Origin of the sequence: Methylobacterium sp. 4-46, assembly GCF_000019365.1 — a bacterium.
Lineage (GTDB): Bacteria > Pseudomonadota > Alphaproteobacteria > Rhizobiales > Beijerinckiaceae > Methylobacterium.
This window is the reverse complement of the sequence record NC_010511.1, coordinates 5,772,874-5,796,175: the sequence shown is the minus strand read 5'-3', so window position 1 is coordinate 5,796,175 and position 23,302 is coordinate 5,772,874. Positions and strand designations below refer to the sequence as shown.

At 73.1% G+C, this 23,302-nt stretch carries 26 protein-coding genes; 11 read left to right on the top strand and 15 right to left on the bottom strand.

Annotated features, from left to right (window positions below):
* Positions 1-25 precede the first annotated feature (25 nt).
* Positions 26-1,207 (bottom strand): acetyl-CoA C-acetyltransferase, encoded by a 1,182-nt coding sequence (locus M446_RS25460; RefSeq protein ID WP_026190704.1) that lies wholly within the window; start codon positions 1,205-1,207, stop codon positions 26-28.
* A gap of 254 nt (positions 1,208-1,461) precedes the next feature.
* Here M446_RS25460 and phaR point away from each other — a divergent pair, with 254 nt between their 5' ends.
* Together phaR and M446_RS25450 are read left to right on the top strand one after the other, a co-directional pair.
* On the top strand, positions 1,462-2,061 hold the full coding sequence (gene phaR, locus M446_RS25455) for a polyhydroxyalkanoate synthesis repressor PhaR (protein WP_012334988.1): 600 nt from the start codon (positions 1,462-1,464) through the stop codon (positions 2,059-2,061).
* Between the two features lie 65 nt (positions 2,062-2,126).
* Positions 2,127-2,345 (top strand): hypothetical protein, encoded by a 219-nt coding sequence (locus M446_RS25450; protein ID WP_012334987.1) that lies wholly within the window; start codon positions 2,127-2,129, stop codon positions 2,343-2,345.
* Positions 2,346-2,514: 169 nt separating this feature from the next.
* Here M446_RS25450 and rpmF read toward each other — a convergent pair whose 3' ends face one another.
* Positions 2,515-2,700 (bottom strand): 50S ribosomal protein L32, encoded by a 186-nt coding sequence (gene rpmF / locus M446_RS25445; RefSeq protein WP_012334986.1) that lies wholly within the window; start codon positions 2,698-2,700, stop codon positions 2,515-2,517.
* Between the two features lie 225 nt (positions 2,701-2,925).
* Here rpmF and M446_RS25440 point away from each other — a divergent pair, with 225 nt between their 5' ends.
* The 4 genes from M446_RS25440 (at position 2,926) to M446_RS25425 (ending at position 5,785) form a co-directional block, all read left to right on the top strand.
* Positions 2,926-3,384, top strand: a complete 459-nt coding sequence (locus M446_RS25440; protein WP_012334985.1) for a ComEA family DNA-binding protein — start codon at positions 2,926-2,928, stop codon at positions 3,382-3,384.
* 90 nt (positions 3,385-3,474) lie between these two features.
* The gene (locus M446_RS25435) at positions 3,475-4,089 is read left to right on the top strand and encodes a ribonuclease D (RefSeq protein WP_012334984.1); all 615 of its coding nucleotides are present in this window, start codon (positions 3,475-3,477) and stop codon (positions 4,087-4,089) included.
* 119 nt (positions 4,090-4,208) lie between these two features.
* A complete protein-coding gene (gene lptC, locus M446_RS25430) occupies positions 4,209-4,931 on the top strand; it encodes an LPS export ABC transporter periplasmic protein LptC (protein WP_043701623.1) in 723 nt (240 codons plus the stop codon).
* On the top strand, positions 4,928-5,785 hold the full coding sequence (locus M446_RS25425) for an LptA/OstA family protein (RefSeq protein ID WP_012334982.1): 858 nt from the start codon (positions 4,928-4,930) through the stop codon (positions 5,783-5,785). Before lptC ends, M446_RS25425 begins: the two co-directional genes overlap by 4 nt.
* A 173-nt stretch (positions 5,786-5,958) precedes the next feature.
* Here the strand turns inward: M446_RS25425 and tam are convergent, their stop codons facing one another.
* From tam to M446_RS25405, 4 genes are all read right to left on the bottom strand, one after another.
* Entirely contained in the window at positions 5,959-6,732 is a 774-nt protein-coding gene (gene tam, locus M446_RS25420; RefSeq protein ID WP_012334981.1) for a trans-aconitate 2-methyltransferase, read from the bottom strand.
* Between the two features lie 146 nt (positions 6,733-6,878).
* Positions 6,879-7,280 (bottom strand): hypothetical protein, encoded by a 402-nt coding sequence (locus M446_RS25415; protein WP_012334980.1) that lies wholly within the window; start codon positions 7,278-7,280, stop codon positions 6,879-6,881.
* A gap of 133 nt (positions 7,281-7,413) precedes the next feature.
* Positions 7,414-7,827: a DUF1236 domain-containing protein gene (locus M446_RS25410; RefSeq protein WP_012334979.1), complete on the bottom strand. Its 414-nt coding sequence runs from the start codon at positions 7,825-7,827 to the stop codon at positions 7,414-7,416.
* 151 nt (positions 7,828-7,978) lie between these two features.
* On the bottom strand, positions 7,979-8,698 hold the full coding sequence (locus tag M446_RS25405) for a sigma-70 family RNA polymerase sigma factor (RefSeq protein WP_018261163.1): 720 nt from the start codon (positions 8,696-8,698) through the stop codon (positions 7,979-7,981).
* A gap of 182 nt (positions 8,699-8,880) precedes the next feature.
* Here M446_RS25405 and M446_RS25400 point away from each other — a divergent pair, with 182 nt between their 5' ends.
* Together M446_RS25400 and M446_RS25395 are read left to right on the top strand one after the other, a co-directional pair.
* Entirely contained in the window at positions 8,881-9,558 is a 678-nt protein-coding gene (locus tag M446_RS25400; RefSeq protein ID WP_012334977.1) for an HD domain-containing protein, read from the top strand.
* Between the two features lie 117 nt (positions 9,559-9,675).
* Positions 9,676-9,894: a hypothetical protein gene (locus M446_RS25395; RefSeq protein ID WP_012334976.1), complete on the top strand. Its 219-nt coding sequence runs from the start codon at positions 9,676-9,678 to the stop codon at positions 9,892-9,894.
* Positions 9,895-9,942: 48 nt separating this feature from the next.
* Here M446_RS25395 and M446_RS25390 read toward each other — a convergent pair whose 3' ends face one another.
* On the bottom strand, positions 9,943-10,734 hold the full coding sequence (locus tag M446_RS25390) for a class II glutamine amidotransferase (protein ID WP_012334975.1): 792 nt from the start codon (positions 10,732-10,734) through the stop codon (positions 9,943-9,945).
* Between the two features lie 251 nt (positions 10,735-10,985).
* Between M446_RS25390 and oxlT the strand changes: the two genes are divergently transcribed.
* Positions 10,986-12,275 (top strand): oxalate/formate MFS antiporter, encoded by a 1,290-nt coding sequence (gene oxlT / locus M446_RS25385; RefSeq protein ID WP_012333088.1) that lies wholly within the window; start codon positions 10,986-10,988, stop codon positions 12,273-12,275.
* A gap of 172 nt (positions 12,276-12,447) precedes the next feature.
* Here the strand turns inward: oxlT and M446_RS25380 are convergent, their stop codons facing one another.
* From M446_RS25380 to hisC, 8 genes are all read right to left on the bottom strand, one after another.
* Positions 12,448-12,669 (bottom strand): hypothetical protein, encoded by a 222-nt coding sequence (locus tag M446_RS25380; protein ID WP_012334974.1) that lies wholly within the window; start codon positions 12,667-12,669, stop codon positions 12,448-12,450.
* A gap of 234 nt (positions 12,670-12,903) precedes the next feature.
* Complete coding sequence (locus M446_RS25375; RefSeq protein ID WP_012334973.1) at positions 12,904-13,752, bottom strand: 23S rRNA (adenine(2030)-N(6))-methyltransferase RlmJ; 849 nt, start codon at positions 13,750-13,752, stop codon at positions 12,904-12,906.
* Positions 13,753-13,761: 9 nt separating this feature from the next.
* Positions 13,762-15,054: a 2-oxo acid dehydrogenase subunit E2 gene (locus M446_RS25370; protein WP_012334972.1), complete on the bottom strand. Its 1,293-nt coding sequence runs from the start codon at positions 15,052-15,054 to the stop codon at positions 13,762-13,764.
* A 196-nt stretch (positions 15,055-15,250) separates the two neighbouring features.
* A complete protein-coding gene (mdeB, locus tag M446_RS25365) occupies positions 15,251-17,944 on the bottom strand; it encodes an alpha-ketoglutarate dehydrogenase (RefSeq protein WP_012334971.1) in 2,694 nt (897 codons plus the stop codon).
* An 87-nt stretch (positions 17,945-18,031) separates the two neighbouring features.
* A complete protein-coding gene (locus M446_RS25360) occupies positions 18,032-18,298 on the bottom strand; it encodes a hypothetical protein (RefSeq protein ID WP_012334970.1) in 267 nt (88 codons plus the stop codon).
* A 63-nt stretch (positions 18,299-18,361) separates the two neighbouring features.
* A complete protein-coding gene (locus M446_RS25355; RefSeq protein WP_012334969.1) occupies positions 18,362-19,549 on the bottom strand; it encodes a patatin-like phospholipase family protein in 1,188 nt (395 codons plus the stop codon).
* Between the two features lie 175 nt (positions 19,550-19,724).
* Positions 19,725-20,648, bottom strand: a complete 924-nt coding sequence (locus M446_RS25350; protein ID WP_012334968.1) for a prephenate/arogenate dehydrogenase family protein — start codon at positions 20,646-20,648, stop codon at positions 19,725-19,727.
* Positions 20,641-21,753 carry a histidinol-phosphate transaminase gene (gene hisC / locus M446_RS25345; RefSeq protein ID WP_012334967.1) on the bottom strand — a complete coding sequence of 371 codons (1,113 nt, stop codon included), beginning with the start codon at positions 21,751-21,753 and terminating at the stop codon, positions 20,641-20,643. The genes M446_RS25350 and hisC overlap by 8 nt, the downstream gene beginning before the upstream one ends.
* 207 nt (positions 21,754-21,960) lie before the next feature.
* Between hisC and M446_RS25340 the strand changes: the two genes are divergently transcribed.
* Together M446_RS25340 and M446_RS25335 are read left to right on the top strand one after the other, a co-directional pair.
* Positions 21,961-22,263, top strand: a complete 303-nt coding sequence (locus tag M446_RS25340; protein WP_012334966.1) for a ribbon-helix-helix domain-containing protein — start codon at positions 21,961-21,963, stop codon at positions 22,261-22,263.
* A gap of 133 nt (positions 22,264-22,396) precedes the next feature.
* Positions 22,397-23,293, top strand: a complete 897-nt coding sequence (locus M446_RS25335) for a LysR family transcriptional regulator (RefSeq protein WP_012334965.1) — start codon at positions 22,397-22,399, stop codon at positions 23,291-23,293.
* Positions 23,294-23,302: the final 9 nt, after the last annotated feature.

The window sequence follows — 23,302 nt, the reverse complement described above, 5'->3', positions numbered from 1 at the left end:
GCGGCGGGCAATGCGGTCGCGCCGCTCAGCGTTCCACGCACATGGCGACGCCCATGCCGCCGCCGATGCAGAGGGTGGCGAGCCCCTTCTTGGCGTCGCGCTTCTGCATCTCGTGCAGCAGGGTCACCAGCACGCGGGCGCCCGAGGCGCCGATCGGGTGGCCGATCGCGATGGCGCCGCCGTTCACGTTGACCTTGGAATCGTCGAAGCCGAGTTCCTTGTTCACCGCCAGCGCCTGGGCCGCGAAGGCCTCGTTCGCCTCGATCAGGTCGACGTCCTGCGGCTTCCAGCCGGCCTTCTCCAGGGCCTTGCGGGAGGCCGGGATCGGCCCGGTGCCCATGACGGCGGGATCGACGCCGGCCGTCGCCCAGGAGGCGATGCGGGCCAGCGGCTTCAGGCCCCGCTTCGCGGCCTCGGCGGCCGACATCAGCACGATGGCGGCGGCGCCGTCGTTGATGCCCGAGGCGTTGCCGGCCGTGACCGTGCCCTCCTTGGAGAAGGCCGGGCGCAGCTTGGCCATCGCCTCGACGGTCGCGCCCTCGCGGATGTACTCGTCGGCATCGACGACCACCTCGCCCTTGCGGGTCTTGATGGTCACCGGGACGATCTCGTCCTTGAAGCGGCCCGCCTTCCTGGCGGCCTCGGCCTTGTTCTGCGAGCGGGTCGCGAAGGCGTCCTGCTCCTCGCGGGTGAGCTGCCAGCGCTGGGCGACGTTCTCGGCGGTGTTGCCCATGTGGTAGCCGTTGAAGGCGTCCAGCAGGCCGTCCTTCAGCATCGTGTCGACGAGGGCGAGGTCGCCCATCTTCTGGCCGCCGCGCAGGTGCTGGGCGTGCGGGGCCATCGACATCGATTCCTGGCCGCCCGCCACGATGACGGTGGCGTCGCCGTTGGCGATCTGCTGCAGGCCGACCGCGACGGTGCGCAGGCCCGATCCGCAGAGCTGGTTGAGACCCCAGGCCGTCGCCTCCTGCGGGATGCCGGCGGCCATCGCCGCCTGGCGGGCCGGGTTCTGGCCCGCGCCCGCGGTGAGCACCTGCCCGAAGATGACCTCGTCCACGTCCTCGGGCGACACCTTGGCGCGCTCCAGCGCCGCCTTGATCGCAATGGCGCCGAGCTGGTGGGCCGGCAAGGTCGCGAAGGCGCCGTTGAACGAGCCGACCGGCGTGCGCGCCGCCCCGACGATGACGATGTCCTGCTTCTCTGCCATGCGCACCTCCACCATGATCGCCCGCGCTCGCGAGGCGTTTAGGCCGATGAACGCCTTGCTCCGGGCGAAGTCAAGCAGCCTCTGAGGGGGTGGCGGAGTGCGGACCGGGCATGGTTTGCGTGGACACCGCGCAGATTGCTATTTTCGCCAGCACAGGAACGCCTTAAGGTCTCAGACCGGAACATCGCCCGTGTGCGGGCCCGGACGGCGGCGCTCCGCCGGCCGCATCTTGACCCAGAGGAGAGCCCGTCGAGATGGCGGACAGCGGCAAGTCGACACCCACCGTCATCAAGAAGTACGCCAACCGGCGTCTCTACCACACCGGCACGTCGACCTACGTGACCTTGGAAGACCTTGCCGCCATGGTTCAGGCCGGCGAGGATTTCGTGGTCTACGATGCGAAATCCGGTGAGGACATCACGCGCTCGGTGCTGACGCAGATCATCTTCGAGCAGGAGAACAAGGCAGGGGCGGAGAATCTGCTCCCCGTCGCGTTCCTGCGCCAGCTGATCCGGTTCTACGGGGACAGCATGCGGGCGCTGGTGCCGAGCTACCTGGAATTCTCGATGGATCATCTGGCGCGCGAGCAGGATGGCCTGCGCGAGAAGATGTCCCAGACTTTCGGGGCGAGCGCCTTCCAGCACGCCATGGAGGAGCAGGTGAGGGCCAACATGGCCTTCTTCAGCGAGGCGATGCGGATGTTCACCCCCTTCACGCCGGGGGCGCCGACCGAGAAGCCCGCCGAGGCCGCGCCGCCCGCGGCCCAGCCCGGGGCCTCCCGCGGGGAGCTCGACGACCTGCGCCGGCAGATGCTGGAGATGCAGAGCCGGCTCGACGCCCTCGCCAAGAAGTAGGCGGGGCGCGGCACCCGGCCCGCCGCTTGCGCGTTGAGCCTCCGCGGGGAAGAGGAGGCGCGGCGATGTCCCATTCCGAGACGGAGAGGGCGGGCGAGGGAACCCGGGCGCTGGTTCCGGTGGGGGAGCCGCCGCCGCGGCGCGCCGTGCCGGAGCGCCCGCTGGCGCCCTTCCTGGTCCAGCTGCTCGACGGGACCGCGGGCCTGCTGCGCCCGCCGCGCCAGCGCCGCAGCCGCGAGGCCTCGGCCCGCTACGAGGCCGGCGCGCGCGCCGGTGCCAAGTAGCGCCGGTCCAAGGAGCGCCGGTCGAGGCACGCGGCCGTCCGGTGACGCCTGCGCCAAGTGACGCCTGCGCCAAGTGATGGCGCCAACGCGCGAAGCCCCTCACCCGGGCGGGCGAGGGGCGGATAGCGTCAGCGAGAGATCCGCGGGGCGGCGCGCCCCGGGCCGTTCCTCACGCCTCGGTCTTGACCTTCAGCACCTGCCGGCCGCGATACATGCCGGTCTTGAGGTCGATGTGGTGCGGGCGGCGCAGCTCGCCCGAATCCTTGTCCTCGACGTAGGTCGGGGCCTTGAGGGCATCGGCGGAGCGGCGCATGCCGCGCCGCGACGGGGAGGTCTTTCGCTTCGGAACGGCCATGACACGTCTCTTGCAACAAAACGGGCGCGGGGCTGCCCCGGGCGGAGCTGCCGCGCACCCCTGATCTCATCGGAGCGCGGCTTATACAGAGGTGGATCGGACCTGGCTAGCCCGTCCGGTGGATTTCTCGGACCGCCCCGCGATGTTAAGGGCCGGTTCAAGCGTCGCCGGCCCAGATGCGCGGGCCGGTCAGCATCCGGCGCGAGCGACCCGCGGAGGTCCTTCATGATCCAGACCCGTGCCTTCTCCCGCCTCGGCCGCGTCCTGGCCGCGGCGACGCTCCTCGCCGCGACCGTGCCGGCCCTGGCGCAGGCGCCCGCCACCGCCCCCGCCCCCAAGCCCGCCCCCGCGGCGCCTGCTCCGGCGGCCAAGCCCGGCCCGGCCCCGGCCCCGTCGGCGGCGAAACCCGCCGCAGCTCCCGCCGCCGCTCCGGCGGCCAAGCCCGCCGCGGCGCCGGCCGCCGCCCCGGCCATGACCCCGCCGGCCAAGGCCGTGCTCATCGACATCAACAGCGCCACCAAGGAGGAGCTCGACACCCTGCCGGGCATCGGCCCGGCCCGGGCCGAGGCGATCATCAAGGGCCGGCCCTACCGCGGCAAGGACGAGCTGCTCTCGCGCAAGATCATCCCGACCAACGCCTACGAGGGCATCAAGGACAAGGTCATCGCCCGCCAGAAGAGCTGAGCCGGCGCCCGCTTGCGGGCGGTGGGGGAGGGTGTTAGGCGCCGGGGAGCCGCCGCACCGCCGGCGGCGCGCGCCCGGATCCGACATCCCATGCCCCACCGCCTGCACCGCGGCGACCTGCCCGACGATTACGCTCCGGGCCCGGCCATCGCGGTCGACACCGAGACCCTCGGCCTCGAGCCCCACCGGGACCGCCTCTGCGTGGTCCAGATCTCCCGCGGCGACGGCGAGGCCGACCTCGTCCAGATCGCCAAGGGCGGGCCCGAACCCGTGGTGCTCAAGCGCGTCCTGACCGATCCCGCGGTCACCAAGATCTTCCACTTCGCCCGCTTCGACCTCGCGGTGCTCTTCCACCGGCTCGGCGTGATGCCGGGGCCGATCTACTGCACCAAGGTCGCCTCGCGGCTCTCCCGCACCTACACCGACCGGCACGGGCTCAAGGACCTCGTGCGGGAGTTGCTCGGAATCGAGATCTCCAAGCAGCAGCAATCGTCCGATTGGGGCGCCGAGACGCTGAGCCCCGCCCAGATCGAGTACGCGGCCTCGGACGTGCTGCACCTGCACGCCCTGCGCGCCAAGCTCGACGCGATGCTCGCCCGCGAGGAGCGGACCGCCCTGGCCGAGGCCTGCTTCGCCTTCCTGCCGACGCGGGCGCGGCTCGACCTGCTCGGCTGGGACGAGGTGGACATCCTGGCGCACAGCTGAGCGGCGGCGCGCCTCGGCCACAACTTCGACACCGGAGCGGGGCATCGCAACCGATGGACCTGCCGGCGTCGCGGCAGCGGATCCCAGCCGGAGCGCGTTCGCCTGTGGGCAGTCCCGTGATGCAAGCCGTCGAGATCCCGGGCCTCGCCGCGCCCGCGCTCGATTCGCGGCGCCTGCGCGCCCATCGCCGGGCGCAGGCGCACAGCGCGCGGGTGCGCTTCCTGCGGCGGGCGATTCCCCTCGGCTCGGCGGCGGCGATCCTGGCGGTGGTGGCGGTGACTTGGCTCGACCCGTTCGGGGCGCTCGGGGTGACCGTGACCCTCGGCGAGGTCAGCGTCTCGGGCTCGAAGGTGACGATGGAGCGCCCGCGCCTCACCGGCTACCGCGGCAAGGACGGCCGGCCCTACGAGGTGACGGCCCGCGCCGCCCTGCAGGACGTGCGCCGCCCGACCGTGATCGAGTTGCAATCCATGCGCGGGCAGATGCAGTCCGACGAGGCCGGGACGCTCTCGCACCTGGAGGCGCAGAGCGGCGTGTTCGACACCCAGCGTGAATCGCTCGACCTCAGCCGCAGCATCCGGCTCTGGACCGACAAGGGACAGGAGGCGCGCCTCTCCTCCGCCCAGGTGAATTTCAAGGCCGGCACGCTGACCTCCCGCGAGCCGGTGAGCGTGACGCTGCCGAACGGCACGATCCAGGCCGACGCCCTCGACGTGGTCGAGAACGGCAAGACGATCTCGTTCATCGGCAACGTGAAGACCGTGTTCGACGGGGGCGTGACGGGGTCGGGTGGGCCGGCCCTGCGCACCTCCGCGGCCGAGGTGAAGGACGACCAGCCGTGACCTGCCGCCGCGCCGCCCTCGCCGCCCTGCTCCTCCTCGCGAGCCCGGCCCTGCCGCACGCCGAGGCGCCCAGGAAGGAGCGCAATTCCGGCTTCGGCGCCTTCGGGAGTTCCGGCAAGGAGCCGATCAAGATCGACGCCGACCGGCTCGACGTGTTCGACCACGAGAACAAGGCGGTCTTCGCCGGCAACGTGGTGGCGGTGCAGGGCGAGAGCACGATCCGCTGCTCCAGCATGACCGTCCATTACCAGCGCAACCGCGACAAGGGCGCCAAGGACGAGGCCAGGGCCGAGGAGGCCAAGCCCGCTGAAACCAAGCCCGCTGAAGCCAAGCCCGCTGAAACCAAGCTGGCCGAGACCAAGCCGGTCGGGGCCAAAGGCGCGGATACCAGGGCCGCCGATCCGAAGGGGGCGGAGAGCAGGACCGGACAGGCGAAGCCGGCCGCGAGGCCCGCCGAGGTCAAGCCTGCCGACACGCGGGCCGCGGAGGCGAAGCCGGTCGACCCGACCGACAGCGGGGCGATCCGGCAGGTGGTCTGCGCCGGGCCGGTGACGGTGGTGAACAAGGATCAGGTGGCGACCGGCGACAACGCCGTGTTCGACAAGGCGGCGAACCGGGTGATCCTCACGGGCAACGTGGTGCTGAGCCAGTGCCAGAACGTCACCCGCGGCAACCGCCTCGTCTACGACATGAATACCGGCCGGGCGAATATGGACCCGACCGCGGGCGGGCGCGTCTCGGCGATGTTCGTGCCGGGCGGCAAGGACGAGAAGGCGGGCAAGCCGGCCGGCTGCCCGGCCCCGGCGGGCCAGGCCGGCAAGCCCGCTCCGAAGCCCCGCGCCCAGGCGAACTGATCCGGGATCCGGTTGATCCGAGCGGAGCCCGGATCACGCGCTCGCGCGGCGCGTGAGCGACGCCGAGATCCGCCATCCCGAAGGGATCGATCGAATTTGGGATGAGTGGCCGGGCACGATCCGCCCGCGTCGCGCCGGAAGGTTGCCGCCGCCCTGGACGCCTCCCGACCGCGCTAACGCCGCCGCGCCACCAGGAACAGCCGCGGGAAGGGCAGGAGCACGCGCCCATCCGCCTGCGGCGGGTAGGCCTCCGCCAGGGCCGCCTCGTAGCGGGCGAGGAAGGCCGCCTGATCCGCGGGGTCGAGGGGGTCGAGGAAGGGGCGCAGGCCGGTGCCGCGCACCCACTCGACGATGCCGCGATGGCCCGCCAGCGGATGCACGTAGGTGGTGCGCCAGAGATCGACCGTGCAGCCCGCCGCCGAGAGCCACGCGTCGTAGTCGCGGAAGCTGCCGAGCCGGGTGCGGGCGGCGGCGGCCTGGGCGAGGCGCTCCGCGAAGGGCGCCTCGCCGGCGACGCGGCGCATCAGCCGGTGGGACGGCTCCTCCAGGTTGTCGGGCATCTGCACGGCGAGGCAGCCCCCGGGCGCGAGCATCCGGGCGAGCCGCGCCAGCAGCCCCGCATGGTCGGGCAGCCATTGCAGCACGGCGTTGGCGAAGAGCAGGTCGGGCGGCTCCGCCGGGGTGAAGCCCGCGAGGTCGGCCTCGACGAAGCGCACGGCCGGCAGGCGCTCCCGCGCCGTGGCCAGCATGTCGGGCGAAGAATCGAGCCCGGTCACGGCGGCCCGGGGGAAGCGCGCGCAGAGCAGCGCCGTGCTGTTGCCCGGGCCGCAGCCGAGATCGATCACGCGGGCGGGAGATTCGAGCGGCACGCGGGCGAGCAGGTCGGCCGCCGGGCGCGTCCGCTCATCGGCGAATTTCAGGTATTGCGCCGCATTCCAATCCGCCATGGCCGCCTCCCTGAACGCGACTTTACAGGGACTTCCAGGTCAGGCCAACGCATCATCCGGACGAACACCCGGATCGTCGTCCTCTCCCGCCGGGAATGACAGGGGCAGGATTGACGGCCGGCAGGGTCGCGGGGGGGCAGCCGGGGTCAGGACGCGTCCGGCTCGGCCGCGCCACCGGCCCCTCGGCCGGTCGCTCGGCCCGTTGCCTGGCGGGGCATTTGGCGGGGCGCTTGGCTCGGCACTTGGCGGGGCGCTTGGCTCGGCACTTGGCCGGGCATTTGGCCGGGCAATTGGCGCAGGGCGGCCGCGACCGCCTCGGCACCGGCCTCCTGCGCCTTCAGGCGGCGCTCCAGGCGGCGCAGCTGCGGGTCGAGATGCGGGGGCAGCACGGGGTCGCCGAGGTAGTCCGGCTTGTCCCCGTCGCGGTGATAGGAGGCGCGCAATTGCCGGGCGAGGTGATCGCGCACCCGGGGAGGCAGGACGGGCCGGTCGTCCTGCGCGTCGCTCTCCCGGGCCCTGCCGGGATCGCCCTCTTCGCTCGAGGTCATCCTGGTTCCTCCGTGGAGCCGGTCCGGGACACCCGCACCGGCGGGGGCGCGAAACGGGAAGCCCCGGCCCGCCGGGGAGGGCCGGGGCTTCGGCGCCGCCCGGGGGCGGCGCGCTCGGTCGGCGGTCGGGCCGTCAGTCGAGGATCTGGACGACGCGGCGCGAACCCGGATCGACCAGGACGACGCGGTCGTTGACCACCGTGTAGCGCCGGCCGCGCACGCCGTACTCGGAGGGGACCTCGTAATAGGTCACGCCCGAGGAGGGCAGCACGGCGCCGACGCGCACGTCGCCGTCGTAATCGTAGGAGCGCACGCGGCGGTTGGTGACGTATTCGCGGAACCGCGGACGCTCGTCGATGCCGAGCAGGCCGCCGACCGCGCCGGTGGCCGCCCCGACCGCGCCGCCGACGATGCCGCCGATCGGACCGGCCGCGTCCGCGCCTTCCTCGGCGCCGCGCTCGGCCCCGCGCACGAGGCCCTGGGCCTGGGCGGCCATCGGCAGGGTGAAGGCCAGGGCGGCCGCCGCCAGAAGCGTCTTGGTCTTCATGGGAAATTCTCCGTTTCGGTCCAGTCCACCCCGGTCGAGCGGGGCGGGATTCGGCCGGGGTAACGCGGCGACGCGCGGAACGGTTCAGTGGAAAATCGCGGCACCGCTGCGGGAAGGGCGGGCGTTTTGCGCGCCTGCGCGGGGCCGGGCGCTACTCCTTGGGCATGGCCGACTGGATCAGGCGGTCGGTGCCCAGATCCTCTTCGTCGTAGCCGAGAAGTTCGGCGAGCCGGCTGCGCGCGCGGCTGACCCGGCTCTTCACGGTGCCGACCTTGCAGTTCATGATCGCCGCTGCCTCCTCGTAGGAGACGCCCTCCGCCCCCACCAGCACCAGCGCCTCGCGCTGGTCCGGCGGCAGCTTGGCCAGCGCGCTCTGCAGGTCCTCCACGTCGAGCCGGTCGCCCTGGTGGGGCGCCGTGGCGAGGCGGGCCGCGTAGGAGCCGTCCTGGTCCTCGACCTCGCGCACCCGCTTGCGGTGATCCGAGTAGAAGATGTTGCGCAGGATGGTGAACAGCCAGGCATTGAGGTTGGTGCCGGGCTGGAACCGCGCCCGGTGCTGCCAGCCCTTCAGCAGCGTGTCCTGCACGAGGTCGTCGGCCCGCGCGGCGTTGCTGGTGAGCGACAGGGCGAAGGCGCGCAGGGAGGGCACCGCCTGCAGCAGCCCGTCGCGGAACTCGGGCCGGACCACCTGGCCCTCGGCGGCGAGGGCCGCCTCCAGCCGGGCGACCAGCTCCGCGAAGCGCCCGCTCGGATCCTCCGCCCCGAGCGTCTCGTAGGCGACCCGCAGCTGGTTTCCGAGATGGCTGCGGATGCTGGCCGAGAGGCCGGGCCGCGACTCGCTCTGGCGGTCGTGCGCGCTGTCCTGCGTCATGGGCCTCCGCATCGGGTTCGGCACGGCGGGCGGGGCACGCCCGCACCCTTCGACAGATGGGTCGCGCGGCGGCTGTGGAAAGCCCGGGCGCGCGGGGAGACGACGCCTGGACGGCGCCCTCCCGCCGCGCCTCCCTGCGGGAGCGCCGGGCATCCTCCCGGCGCCATCGCCCGACGGACCGCATGACCCGCGCCGACCACGCCGCCTTCGCGGCCGCTTTGTCGCCCTTCGCGGATCTCGCGGCCGCGCTCGCGCCGCACCTGCCCGAGTGCCGCGACGGGTCGCACGACCTCGCGCACCTGGTCCGGGTCTGGCGCAACCTGCGGCGGATCCGGGAGCGGGAGGGCGGCGATCCCGAGATCCTGGCGGCGGCCTGCCTCCTGCACGATTGCGTCGCCGTCGAGAAGGACGCGCCGGACCGCGCCGACGCCTCGCGCCGCGCGGCCGCGCGGGCCTCGGCCCTGCTCGCGACGCGGGGCTGGCCCGCGCCGCGGATCGGGGCGGTCGCCCACGCGGTCGAGGCCCACAGCTTCTCGGCCGGGATCCCGCCGGCCACGATCGAGGCGATGATCCTGCAGGACGCCGACCGCCTCGACGCGCTCGGGGCGGTCGGCGTCGCGCGCTGCTTCTACGTCGCGGGCCGGATCGGCTCCGCCCTGTACGACAGCGCCGATCCGGACGCGCGTCGCCGGCCGCGCGACGACCGGCGCTTCGCGCTCGATCACTTCGAGACGAAGCTCCTGCGCCTGGCTACCGGCTTCCAGACCGCGACCGGACGGAGCATGGCGGCGGCCCGGCACGCGGAGATCGCGCGCTTCCTCGCTGCCTTCCGGGCGGAGATCGGCGTGGCGGGAGCGTGATCGGGCACGGCGCGCGACCCGGGCCGGGCTGGGCTGTGCGCCACCGCACGGTCGCGCGCCGCGCCCCCGGGCAGGCTGCACCCGCTTGACGACCGGCAGGGCGAGGGAGAGCCCATCATGGGCATCAGATTCTTCAAGCGGCGCGCCACGGAGCCGCTCTCGGCCGAGCAGATCAACAGCCTCGACGTCATCGAGGAGGCGGCCAAGGAGGACTTGTCCTTCGACGAACTCGACGAAGTCGCGGCCGGCTTCGGCTTCGCGGCCCCTCCCGAAGCCCAGGACCCCTCCGCGACCGCATCGCCGAACTTCGGCGGACAGGGAACGCGGCGCGGGTGAGGGGCCGCGCCGAAAAGCCCGCCGCCCGCCCGCCCCCGCCGATCCGGCTCAGCCTCCGACGCCCGCTCCCGTCTCGTCCCCGTCCGGCACGCCGAGGCGGAAGGCCAGCACGGTGCCGGGCGCGAGGTCGATCCAGCGCTCGTCGCGGGTGAGCGGCTGGGTCGCCACCACCGTCACGATGTCGTCGGGCGTGGTCTCCTCGGAGAAGTTCACGCACCAATCCTCGTCGATCAGCGTGGCGGTGCCGAACGGCGCCCGGCGGGTGAGGTAGCAGAGACGCTTGCCGCAATGCGCGTAGAGCGTGCGGCTGTCGGTGAGCAGCATGTTGAACACGCCGAGCCCGTGCAGCTCCGCCGAGAGGGCGCGCACGGCGCCGTCGAGCAGGGTCGGCCTCGGCAGCGTCTTCCAGCGCGCTTCGAGCCGCCCCAGCATCCAGCAGAAGGCGTGCTCGCTGTCCGTGGTGCCGACCGGCTTGAACCGCCCGAGCGGCAGCCGCTTCACGCCCTTCAGTTGCCCGTTATGCGCGAACGTGAAGGTGCGGCCCCACAATTCCCGGCTGAACGGGTGGGTGTTCTCCAGGGAGACCCGGCCGCGATTGGCCCGGCGCACATGCGCCACCACGATGCGGCTCTTGATCGGGTATTGGCGGATCAGCCGGGCGATCTCCGAGCGGGCGCTCGCCTGCGGGTCGTGGAAGCTGCGGCAGCCGCGCCCCTCGTAGAAGGCGATGCCCCAGCCGTCCCCGTGCGGCCCGGTCTCGCCCCCGCGCCGGGCGAGGCCCGCGAAGCTGAAGCGGATGTCGGTGGGCACGTTCGCGCTCATGCCGAGCAATTCGCACATCGCGCGGACCTGACGAGGGAGGGGGGCACCGGGCAAAGGGTGCGCACTCTCCCCGAAGCCGATGACGCGCGCAATCCCGGCCGGTCCCGCTTCATCGAAATTTCAAAGTACATCAAAAAAAATCTTTTTGCATTCGTGATCAAGCGAAAAATACTGAATGACGGGCGGGTGCGATGCGCGCCGCCGCGGCGCGCGGGCACCCCGCGCGACCCGTTCCCCCAACCACCGGATCCCAGGGAGAGACGCCGCAGATGACGTCCGTTGCCGCCACCCGGGCCCAGGCCCCCGCGATCGCGGGCCGCTGGCTCCAGCTGACCCTCGGGGTGATCTGCATGGTCGCCGCCGCCAACATCCAGTACGCCTGGACCCTGTTCGTCCCCGAGATCCAGAAGACCTTCGGCTGGGACCGCGCCGCCATCCAGGTCGCCTTCACCCTCTTCGTGGTCACCCAGACCTGGCTCACCCCGGTCGAGGGCCACTTCATCGACCGCTACGGGCCCAGCCGCGTCGTCATGGCCGGCGGCCTCTTCACCGGCCTGGCCTGGATCATCAACTCCTACGCCACGTCCCTCAGCGGCTACTACCTCGGCGCCGTGGTCGGCGGCATCGGCGTCGGCTGCGTCTACGCCACCTGCATCGCCAACGCCCTCAAGTGGTTCCCCGACCGGCGCGGCCTGGCCGTCGGCCTCACCGCGGGCGGCTACGGCGCCGGCTCGGCCCTCACCATCCTGCCCATCGCCAGCATGATCGCCGAGGGCGGCTTCCAGCAGGCCTTCTTCGTCTTCGGCCTGATCCAGGGCGCCCTGATCATCCTGGCCTCGGTCGGCCTGCGCGCCCCGGGCCGGAGCGAGGTCACCTACTCGGCGAGCGTGCTGCAGAGCCGGCGCGACTACACCCTGCCGGAGGCCCTGCGCACCCCGGTGTTCTGGGTGATGCTGCTGATGTTCACCTGCACGGTGACCGGCGGGCTGATGGCGGTGGCCCAGCTCGGGGTGATCGCGCAAGATCTCGGCGTCAAGAACTTCCAGGTCAACCTGTACTTCGTGACCATGGCGGCGCTGCCCTTCGCGCTGATGCTGGACCGGATCATGAACGGGATCTCGCGGCCGTTCTTCGGCTGGATCTCGGACCGGATCGGGCGCGAGAAGACGATGTTCATCGCGTTCTCGCTGGAGGGGCTCGGCATCGTGGCGCTGGGGTATTTCGGCTCGAACCCGTGGGCGTTCGTGATCCTGAGCGGGATCGTGTTCCTGGCCTGGGGGGAGGTCTACAGCCTGTTCAGCGCGACGGCGGCGGACACGTTCGGGTCGAAGCACATCGGGAAGATCTACGGGGTGCTGTACTGCGCCAAGGGTCTGGCCGCGCTGCTGGTGCCGGTGGGCAACCTGCTGATGCAGGCGACCGGGACCTGGGCGACGGTGCTGTACACGGTGGCGATCCTGGACCTGATCGCCGCGACGCTGGCGCTCGCGGTGCTGCGCCCGATGCTCAGGCGCCACCACGCCGCCAACGGGGTCGTGCTGCCCGAGGCCGCCCATTGAGGCCCGCGCCGCCCCGGACGTCCGGGGCGGCGCCCGGCCGGACGCCGCGTCATCATCCGACATCCGGTTGATGGCGTCGCCATCTCCGATTTCGGCCATGCGGATGTCGGCGTCGCTCAGGCGCCGCGCGGGCGCGTGATCCGGGATCCGCGTCGATCAAGCGGATCCCGTGTCACACCAGGAGGTCGAGCACCTGCTTCTGCATCTCGTTGGCCTGGCGCAGGATTGCGACCCCGACCGAGATCTCGGTCCCGGCGGTCGCGAGCGTCACGGCGGCCGGAAGCACGCCGCCGGACTCGCCGGCCGGGGCGGTGGCGACCTGCGCGGCGGCCGCGTCGGCGCGTCGGGTCGCGGCGAGAAGGCCGGACGTGGCGGTGGCGACGGCGTCGATCATGGGCGGGCTCCCCTCGCCGCTGAGCCAAGCACGCCGCCCCTAACGCTCGGTAACCGGAACGCGCGGATCCGCCGAATCATGCCGACGGCTCAGGATGCCGACGCATCGAGCCTTTGCTCCGTCCCGAATTTTCGCTCTCAGGACAAAGGCTTGGCGAACCAGAGGCTTGGTGAGCCAGAGGCTTGGCGAAAATTCGAGAGCAGCGCCACCGGTCATGTCGAATGACCGGCGGTATCAGCCCGCCCGACCGAGCGGCGCGCAGCGGAAGGCGCCGTAGCCGGCCCGGGCGAGGCGCTCGGCCAGGGCCGGCAGCACGGTCTCCATCTCGGCGGCGAGCGTGAAGGGCGGGTTCACGGCGATCAGGCCGCTGCCCGAGAGCCGCGTCGGGTCATCGGGGCGGTCGATCAGGAGGTCGATGCGCAGGGCCGGGCGGTCGAGCGCCGCGGCCAGGGCGGCCGCCATCCGGTCGACCGCGCCGATATCCTTGATCGGGTACCACGCGAGGTAGAGCCCGGTCGGCCATTTCGCGACCGCCTTGGCGAGGTCGCGCCCGAGCCGGTCGATCTCGCCCGGCACCTCGTAAGGCGGATCGATCAGCACGAGCCCCCGCCGCTCCTTCGGGGGAATGAGCGCGGGCAGGGCGGTCCAGCCGTCGAGCGCCATCACCTTGCTGCGCCCGTCGCGGGCGAAGCGCTCCCGCAGCAGGGCGCCGTCCGCCGGGTGGAGTTCCACGAACACGCCCCGGTCGCCCGGGCGCAGGAAGTGGCGGATCAGGGCCGGCGAGCCCGGATAGGCGTCGGCCCCGTGCCGCGCCCGCACCGCCGCCACCGCCTCCCGGTAGGGGGCCAGCAGGGCCTCGACGGCGTCCGGGAACGGCGCGGCGAGGCGGCCCCAGCCGTCCTGCCACTCGCCCGTGCGCGCGGCCTCGTCGGCGGCGAGGTCGTACCAGCCGATCCCCGCATGGGTGTCGACGGCCCGGAACGGCGTGTCCTTGCGCAGCAGGTAGGCCAGCACCCGGGCGAGCACGCAATGCTTGAGAACGTCGGCGTGGTTGCCGGCGTGGAAGACGTGGCGGTAATTCACCCGGCGATCCTACAGGATCGCCCGGCGGATGTCGGCGAGGGTCTCGGCCACGTGGCGCAGGAAGCGGGCCGCCGCGACGCCGTCCACCACCCGGTGGTCCCAGGACAGCGTCAGGGGCAGGATCAGCCGGGGCTGGAAGAGCGCGCCGTCCCAGACCGGCTCGATCCGGGCCGGCGCCGCCCCCAGGATCGCGACCTCGGGCGCGTTGATGATCGGCGTGAACCCGTCCCCGCCGACGCCGCCGAGGGAGGAGACCGAGAAGCAGCCCCCCTGCATTGCCTCGGCCTTCAGGGTGCCGGCGCGGGCCTGCGCGGCGAGCTCCGCCATCTCGGCCGCGATGGCGACGATGCCCTTGCGGTCGCAGTCGCGCACCACCGGCACGACGAGGCCGCGCGGGGTGTCGGCCGCGAAGCCGACATGGACGTAGTCCCTGAGGATCAGGTCGCCGCCGTCCAGGGCGGCGTTGAAGCGGGGATGAGCCCGCAGGGCCGCCGCCGCCGCCTTCAGCAGGAAGGCCGTCATGGTGACCTTGACGGCAGGCTGGCGGGGCTCGCCGTTGAGCTCGCGCCGGAAGGCCTCGCTCTCGGTCACGTCCGCGTGGTCGAAATTGGTGACGTGCGGGATGGTGAGCCAGTTGCGCGCGAGGTTCGGCCCCGAGAGCTGCTGGAGCCGCGAGAGCGGCTCCCGCCGCACCGGCCCGAACTTCTCGTAGGCCACCTGCGGCCAGGCCGGCAGGCCGGCCCCGATGCCGGTAACCGGGACCGGCGCGGGCGGGGCCGGCGGGCGGGCGAGGCTCCCGCGCACGTAGGCCTGGACGTCCTCGCGCAGGACCCGGCCGGCGGGGCCGGTCGCCGGCACCGCGTCGAGGGGCACGCCGAGTTCCCGCGCGTAGGCGCGCACCGCCGGGGTGGCGTGAATCGAGGCCGCGCCGTCGGCGGGCAGCGGGTCGGCGGCGGGCGGCTTGGGCGGCTCGGGCGGGCTGGGCGGCTCGGGGGAAGCGGGGCGCGGCGCGGCGGGGGCCGCCGCGGGCGATTCGCGCGGCGCGGGGGCGGGGGCCTCGCCGGAGGTGTCCAGGGTCAGGATCGGCGTGCCGGCCGAGACCTTGCTGCCGATCGCGACGAGGAGTTCGGCCACCACGCCCGCCACCGGCGAGGGCACCTCCATCGTGGCCTTGTCGGATTCGAGGCTGATCAGCCGGTCGTCCACGGCGATGCGGTCGCCGGGCTTCACCAGGATCTCGACGATGGGCACGTCGGCGAAGTCGCCGATGTCGGGGACGGTGACGGGCAGGCGGGTGCTCATGCGGCGGGGTTCGGGTGAGAGGCGCGGGAGGCCGACGACGCGGCCGCGGGGTCCCCCTCCGGGGAGGAGCCCTGGGGTCCCACTCCGGGGAGGAGCCCTGGGGTCCCCCTCCGGGGAGGGGCCCTGGGGTCCCCTCCGGGGAGGGACCCCGCGGCGATGCCGGCGAGCGGGTTGCGGAAAGCTGGTCGTGAGCGGATCACACCGTCCAGGGCGGCGGGGCCTCGGGATCGAGCCCGTAGCGGGCCACCGCCTCGGCCACCTTCGCGCGCGGCAGCGCGCCCTCGTCGGCCAGCGCCGTCAGCGCCGCCACGACCACGTGCTGCCGGTCGACCTCGAAGAAGCGGCGCAGCCGGTTGCGGGTGTCGCTGCGGCCGAACCCGTCCGTGCCGAGCGCCACGAAGCGGCCCTCGACGTAGGGCGCGATCAGCTGCGGATAGGCCCGCACGTAGTCGGTCGCCGCGATCACCGGGGCGCGGCCCGGCAGGAGTTCGGCCACGTGGCTGCGCGGGGCCGGCGCCTCCGGCTTCAGCCGCGCCGCCCGCGCGGCCGCCTGCGCGTCCCGGGCAAGTTCGCTGAAGCTCGTGGCACTGAACACCGTCGCCCCGATCCCCCATTCCTCGGCGAGCATCCGGGCCGCCGCGATCACCTCGGGCAGGATCGCACCCGCGCCGAGGAGCCGCACCTCGCCCTCCTGCCCGAAGGCGGCGCAGCGGTAGAGGCCGCGCAGGATGCCCGCCTCGACCCCCGCCGGCATCGAGGGCTGGGCGTAGTTCTCGTTCATGGCGGTGACGTAGTAGAACTCGTCCTGCCCCTCGGCCATCATCCGCCGGGTGCCGTGGTCGAGGATCACCGCCATCTCGTACGCGAAGGCGGGGTCGTAGGCGCGGCAATTCGGGATGGTCGAGGCCACCAGCAGGCTCGACCCGTCCTGGTGCTGCAGCCCCTCGCCGCCGAGCGTGGTGCGGCCGGCCGTCGCCCCGATCAGGAAGCCCCGCGCCCGCTGGTCCGCCGCCGCCCAGATCAGGTCGCCGACCCGCTGGAAGCCGAACATCGAGTAGTAGATGTAGAAGGGCAGCATCGCCAGCCCGTGCACGCTGTAGGACGTCGCCGCCGCCACCCAGGACGAGATCGCCCCCGCCTCGGTGATGCCCTCCTCCAGGAGCTGCCCGTCGCGGGACTCCTTGTAGTACAGCATCGAGCCCGCATCCTCGGGCTCGTAGAGCTGGCCCTGCGGCGAGTAGATGCCGACCTGCCGGAACAGGTTGGCCATGCCGAAGGTGCGGGCCTCGTCGGCGACGATCGGCACCACCCGCGGCCCGAGCTCCTTGTGGCGCAGCAGGCCGCCGAGGATGCGCACCGCCGCCATCGTGGTCGACATCTCCTTGCCGTCCGCCTCCAGCGCGAAGGCGCTGGTCGCGGCAAGGCCAGGCACCGCGACCGGGTCGGCGGTGCGGCGGCGCTTCGGCAGGACGCCGCCCAGGGCCTGCCGGCGCGCGCGCAGGTAGCGCAGCTCCGCGCTCTCCTCCGGCGGCCGGTAGAAGTCGAGGCGCTCGACCTCCGCGTCCGAGAGCGGCAGCGCGAAGCGGTCGCGGAAGGCCTTGAGCGCGTCGGTGTCGAGCTTCTTGGCCTGGTGGGCGGTCATGCGCGACTCGCCCGCCCCGCCCATGCCGTAGCCCTTCTTGGTCTTGGCCAGGATCACGGTCGGGCGGCCCTTCGTGGCCTTGGCCGCCGCGAAGGCGGCGTAGAGCTTGCGGAAATCGTGGCCGCCGCGCTTGAGCCGGTCCACGTCCGCGTCCGACATGTGCGAGACCAGCGCCTTCACCTCCTCGTCCTCGCCGAAGAAGTGCGCGAGGTTGTAGGCCCCGTCCTTGGCCCCGAGGGTCTGGTACTTGCCGTCGACGGTGGCGGCGAAGCGGCGCAGCAGGGCGTGGTTGGTGTCGCGGGCGAAGATCGCGTCCCACTCCGAGCCCCACAGCACCTTGATGACGTGCCAGCCGGCGCCCCGGAAGGTGCTCTCCAGCTCCTGGATGATCTGGCCGTTGCCGCGCACCGGCCCGTCCAGGCGCTGCAGGTTGCAGTTGATCACGAAGGTGAGGTTGTCGAGCTTCTCGCGGGCCGCCAGGGCGAGGCCGGCGATCGATTCCGGCTCGTCCATCTCGCCGTCGCCGAACACGCCCCAGACGTGGCGGCCCTCGGTGTCGGCCAAGCCGCGGTCGCGCAGGTAGCGCATGAACCGCGCCTGATAGACGGCGTTGATCGGCCCGATCCCCATCGAGCCGGTCGGCACCTGCCAGAAATCCGGCATCAGCCAGGGATGCGGGTAGGAGCAGAGGCCCGACCCGGCGATCTCCTGCCGGTAGTGCCGCAGGTTCTCCTCCGAGAGCCGCCCCTCCAGGAAGGCGCGGGCGTAGACGCCCGGGGCCGAGTGGGGCTGGAAGAAGACGAGGTCGGCGCCCGCCCCGGTCGCGTCGCCCGCCTTGAAGAAGTGGTTGAAGCCGAGCTCGAAGAGCTCGGCCGCGGAGGCGTAGCTCGCCACGTGGCCGCCGAGTTCGCCGTAGGCCATGTTGGCCCGCACCACCATGGCGAGGGCGTTCCAGCGCATGATCGAGGTCAGGCGCTCCTCGAGGGCGAGGTCGCCCGGATAGGGCGGCTGCTTCTCGAGCGGGATCGTGTTCCGGTAGGGCGAGTAGGGCGGCGCCTCGTCGACGAGGCCGATCGCCTTGGCCTTCTCCTCCAGCCGGTCGAGGAGGAAGCGGGCCCGCTCGGGCCCGGCATGGCGCACCACCGATTCGAGGGAGGCGAGCCAATCGGCGGTCTCGCCCGGATCCGGGTCGGCGACGCCGCGGGGCCCCACGATCGGCGTCGGGTTGGGCTTGGCGCTGGCGCTCATCGGCTCTCCTCCCGGGATCTTCGCATCTTGAAAAACGGCATTGCGCATGCGGGGGCGAACTGCAAGCGCCGGACCGCGGCCGGCGCGTCAGGCGCGGATCTCGGGGCCGAGCCGCGCGACGGCCAGTCTCGGCACGGCGAAGCCGACCAGGTTGGAGATCGCCATGCCCCGCATCGGGCTCTCGACGGCCGCCGAGAGGTTCGATGCCGCCACGAGATCCAGCCGCGAGCGGAAACCGACCTGAACGTCCCCCGTTCCGCAGGCCAGGGCGTCGATCCCGACCTGGGTCGTCTCCGAGAGGGACGGCGCATCTCGTCCTCTCGGCCGCCCGCGGCGGCGCGTCGTCTCGTCCAATGCGCGCGGGGCTCGGCTCGGCAAGGATCCGCGGCGGGATCGCCGCGGGTCCGCGCCTGATCGCTACCGCAGCTCCGCCTGCCTCTCCACCTGCGCGTCCCGCGGCAGAGTCGTCTCCCACAGCGACCCGGAGCGGGCCTTCGCGTAGCCGTCCTCGAACAGGCTGCGCATGTAGGCGGTGTCGAAGCCCTGGTCGGCCGCGACCTCCGGGATGCCCCGGTCGATGTAGGTCAGGTTGAAGCCGATCCCGTTGCGGCGGGCGAAGGCCGCGGTGCTGGCGAGCGTCGCCCGCGAGCGGGCGCGGCCCACCGTCGAGAGGGTGCGGGACGCGATGGAGAGGGTCCGGTTCTGGACGAGGTCGAAGCTCGGCTCGATGCGGCCGTTGATCACCACGTAGATGTTGGGCTTGCCGCGGCCGCGGACGATGCGGGAATCCTGCGACAGGAAGGATTCCGGCAGGGTGAAGACCGGCGTCGCCACGGCGCCGTCGACGTGCATCTCCTGGAAGCCGTGGCTGCCCGCCTGGGCGTCGATCAGCATCGGCGGGAAGACCGCCGGCACGCTGGCGGAGGCCGCGAGCACGTCGCGGAACAGGGCGACGGCGTTCGGCTGGCCGCTCGCGGCGATCGCGCCCATGTCCCAGATCACGGCGCGCTGCGCGTCGAGATTCGTCGTCACGACGAGGAGCCGGCGGCCCTTGCGGTGCTCCTCGGCCACCTGGGCGAGGATCTCGGGCGTGACGTAGCGCCCGACGAGGTCGCGCAGGCGCTGGTCCGCGAAGAGCCCGTCGCCGAGCAGGATGTTGAGCGGGTTCGGGGACTGGACCAGGGTCGAGGCGATGCCGCTGGTGTAGATCTCCCGCAGGGTCGGGTCGTAGGCCGGTCCCAGGAAGGCGAAGGGTGCGATGAGGGCGCCGGTCGAGACCCCCGAGACGAGGGTGAAGACCGGCCGCCGGCCGGTCTCGCTCCAGCCGTTGAGCACGCCCGCCCCGTAGGCGCCGTCCCCGCCGCCGCCCGAGAGGGCGAGGTAGGTGAAGGGCTCCTTCTGGGCGACGGCCGCCCGGCTCACCTCCGCGAAGGCGGAGGCCGGGGCGTCGGCCCAGTAGCGGATCGTCGGCGCCTGGCCCGGCACCGTGGCGACCGCGGCCTCCGCGGCCGTGTAGGGCGCCCGCGGGATCGAGGAGCAGGCCGCGATCGGCGCGGCGACCAGCGCGGCGAGGAGCCCGCGCACCGGATGCGATCGATGGAACACCGGGAACTCCGCCGTCAGGCTCGTGCGCCGCCCCGGCCGGACTCTGGGGGAGCCGGCCCGGAATGGCAACGCTTATGGCAAAGCTTGAGGACGGAAAGGGTTCCCTCGGGCCGGGGCGTGGCGGCGATGCATCGGCGGGCGGGGGCGGACGAGCGCCCCTCCGCGAGGCCGGCCCTCAGCCCTTCCGGCGCCCGAAATCCGGCTCCGCCGTCTCCTGGCCCATCGCCACGATGCCGCGGCGGATGGCGCGGGTGCGGGTGAACAGGGCGTGCAGCGCGTCGCCGTCGTCCCAGCGGATGGCCCGCGCCAGCGCCGCGAGGTCCTCGTTGAAGCGGCCGAGCATCTCCAGCACCGCCTCCTTGTTGGTCAGGAAGACGTCGCGCCACATGGTCGGGTCGGAGGCGGCGATGCGGGTGAAGTCGCGAAACCCGCCGGCCGAGAACTTGATCACCTCGGACTGGGTCACGGTCTCGAGATCCGCCGCCGTGCCGACGATGTTGTAGGCGATGAGGTGCGGGACGTGGCTGGTGATGGCGAGCACGAGGTCGTGATGGGCCGCGCTCATCGTCTCGACCACCGAGCCCATCCCTTCCCAGAATGCCCGCACCCGCGCCACCGCCGCCGGATCCGTGCCCTCGGGCGGGGTGAGGATGCACCAGCGGCCCTGGAAGAGGGTGGCGAAGCCCGCATCGGGCCCGGATTGCTCGGTGCCCGCCACCGGGTGGGCCGGCACGAAGGCGACGCCCTCGGGCAGGTGCGGCGTCGCGGCGGCCACCACCGCGCCCTTCACCGAGCCGACGTCCGACAGGATCGCGCCCGGCCGCAGGGCGCCCGCCAGCGCCGCCGCGACGGGCCCGACCGCGCCGACCGGCACGCACAGGATGACGAGATCGGCCCCGGCCGCGCCCTCCGCGGGGTCGTCCGTGGCGTGATCCGCGAGGCCGAGCGCGCGGACGCGCTCCAGCACCGCCAGGTCGCGGTCGATGGCCACGATGGTCTCCGCGAGGCCGTACTGGCGCGCCGCGCGGGCGATCGAGGAGCCGATCAGCCCGAGCCCGACCAGGGCGAGCCGGCCGATCCGCTGGGGGGCCTCACGCATCGGGGTGGTCCTTCACGAAGGCGCGCAGGGCCGCGATCACCGCCTCGTTCGCCTCGGCCGAGCCGATCGTCATGCGAAGCGCGTGAGGCAGGCCGTAGGCGGCGACGCGGCGCAGGATCAGGCCGCGGGCGGTGAGGAAGGCGTCGGCCTCGGCGGCGCCGCGTCCCGGCGCGTCGGGGAAGTGGATCAGCACGAAGTTGCCGACGCTCGGCGTCACGGACAGGCCGATCTCGGTGAGCGCGCGGGTCACCTTCGGCAGCCATTCCTCGTTGTGGGCCACGGCCGCCGCGATGTGGGCGTCGTCCGCCACCGCGGCGGCGCCCGCCGCGATGGCGGGGCTGCCGAGGTTGAAGGGGCCGCGGATGCGGTTGACCGCGTCCGCCACGGCCGGCGGGGCCACCATCCAGCCGATCCGCAGGGCCGCGAGCCCGTAGGCCTTCGAGAAGGTGCGGGTCATGACTACGTTCTCGGATTCGGCCACGAGTTCGAGCCCGGCCGCGTAGTCGTTGCGGCGCACGTACTCGGCATAGGCCGCGTCGAGCACCAGCAGCACGTCGCCGGGCAGCCCGGCGTGGAGCCGGCGCACCTCGTCGAAGGGCAGGTAGGTGCCGGTCGGGTTGTTCGGGTTGGCGAGGTAGACGATGCGGGTGCGCGGCGTGACCGCGGCGAGGATCGCGTCGACGTCCGCGGTGTGGTCGCGCTCGGGGGCGACGACCGGCGTGCCGCCCGCCGCCAGGATGGCGATGCGGTAGACCAGGAACCCGTATTCCGAGTAGATCCCCTCGTCGCCCGGCCCCATGAAGGCGTAGGTGAGGAGCGACAGCAATTCGTCCGAGCCCGCCCCGCAGACGATGCGCGCCGGGTCGAGCCCGTACTTGCCCGCGATGGCGCGGCGCAGGGCCGCCGCGCTGCCGTCGGGGTAGAGTTCGAGGTGGGACGCGGTCTCCCGCATCGCCGCGACCGCGGCGGGGCTCGGCCCGAGCGGCGTCTCGTTCGAGGACAGCTTGTGGAGCTTCACCCCGGCCGGCGCCGCGCTCTTGCCCGGCACGTAGGCCTCGATCGCGAGGACACCGGGGCGCGGGACGGGGCGGAGGGCGGCGGACATGACGGGTCTCGGCAGCTTCGACGGAAGCCGCCCGTCTAGAACATGTCGGCAGCCAGGGGAACAGCCGCGGCGGCGGGCCTCCCCGGACGCCGGAGCCGGCCGCGACGCTGCGGCAGGGCCGCGACGCTGCGGCAGGGCCGCAGCCGCGGCGGCTTGCCCGGCGGCCACGGGGTTGGCTAGGCTTCCTCCGAACTCGGGAGGACGCCCATGTGCCGCATCTTCGCGGAGCAGCCGCCGGAGAACTACGCCTGCGAGACCCGCTCGCTGCGCATCGGCGGCCACTGCACCTCGCTGCGGCTGGAAACCGCCTTCTGGACCATCCTGGAGGACATCGCCCGGCAGGAGAATCTCAGCGTGGCCAAGTTCGCCACCAAGCTGCACGACGAGGTGATGGAGCGCCACGGCGAGGTGCGGAACTTCGCCTCCCTGCTGCGCTGCTGCTGCCTGATCGCCCTCGCCCGGGGCGGGACCGGGCGGTTCGGGGCGCCGGTGCTGATGGCGGCGGAGTGACGGGGGCGGCCGCCCCCGTCCGGGTCGCCGCGCGGGCCTGCGCGCCATCCGGCCCCCTCTGCGCCGGGCGGCCGGACGGGCTCGCCTCTCCGGCGCGGGAGCGGCGGCGCGGCCCCATGGCGGTCCTTCCCGCATGAGGTCCGTCCCGAGAACCAGCGTCGAGCAATGGGCCGTGCTGCGCGCCGTGGTCGAGGCGGGCAGCTTCGCGCGGGCGGCGGAGCACCTGCATCGCAGTCAATCCTCGGTGAGCTACGCCGTCGCCCAGCTGCAGGAGCGCCTCGGCCTCGCGCTCCTGGAGAGCGAGGGGCGCCGCGCGATCCTGACGGAGGCCGGCCGCGCCCTGCTGGCCGAGGCCGCGCCGCTGATCGACGACCTGGTCCGGCTGGAGGAGCGCAGCCGCTTCCTCGCCGCCGGGCACCAGGCCGAAATCCGGCTGCTGATCGACAGCCTCTTCCCGCGGCAGCGTCTGTGCGACGCCCTCGCGGCGTTCCGCGACGCGCACCCGCATGTCCGCGTCGACCTGCGGGAACTCGTGCGGCAGACCGCCCCCGACCCGCTCGACGCGCCCTTCGACCTCGCCGTCACGGTCTGGGATCCGCGCGCGCGGGCCTGCCGGCGCTTCCTCACCGTCGAGCTCTTGGCCGTCGCCCATCGCGACCACCCGCTGCACGCGCGGGGGGGCGGCCCGCTGACCCAGGCCACCCTGTCCCGCCACTGGCTCGTGTTCATCCAGGGGCAGGGCTGGCCGGGGCAGGGCCGGGGCCGCGCCACGGAGGGGCCCGCCCCCGCCGAGCGGCAGATCTGGCACGTCGACACGGTGGAGGCGGCCGTGGCGGTGGTGTGCCGCGGGCTCTGCTACGGCTGGCTGCCGCGCCATCTGGTGGCCGAGGACATCGCCGCGGGGCGTCTCCTGCCCCTGCGGCTCGCGGCCGGCAGCACGCGGCTGATCCCGCTCGGCCTGATCCACGCCGACGAGGAGCAGGCCGGCCCGGCGACCCGTGACCTCGCCGGCCTGCTGATGCGCGACTGATCGCCGATC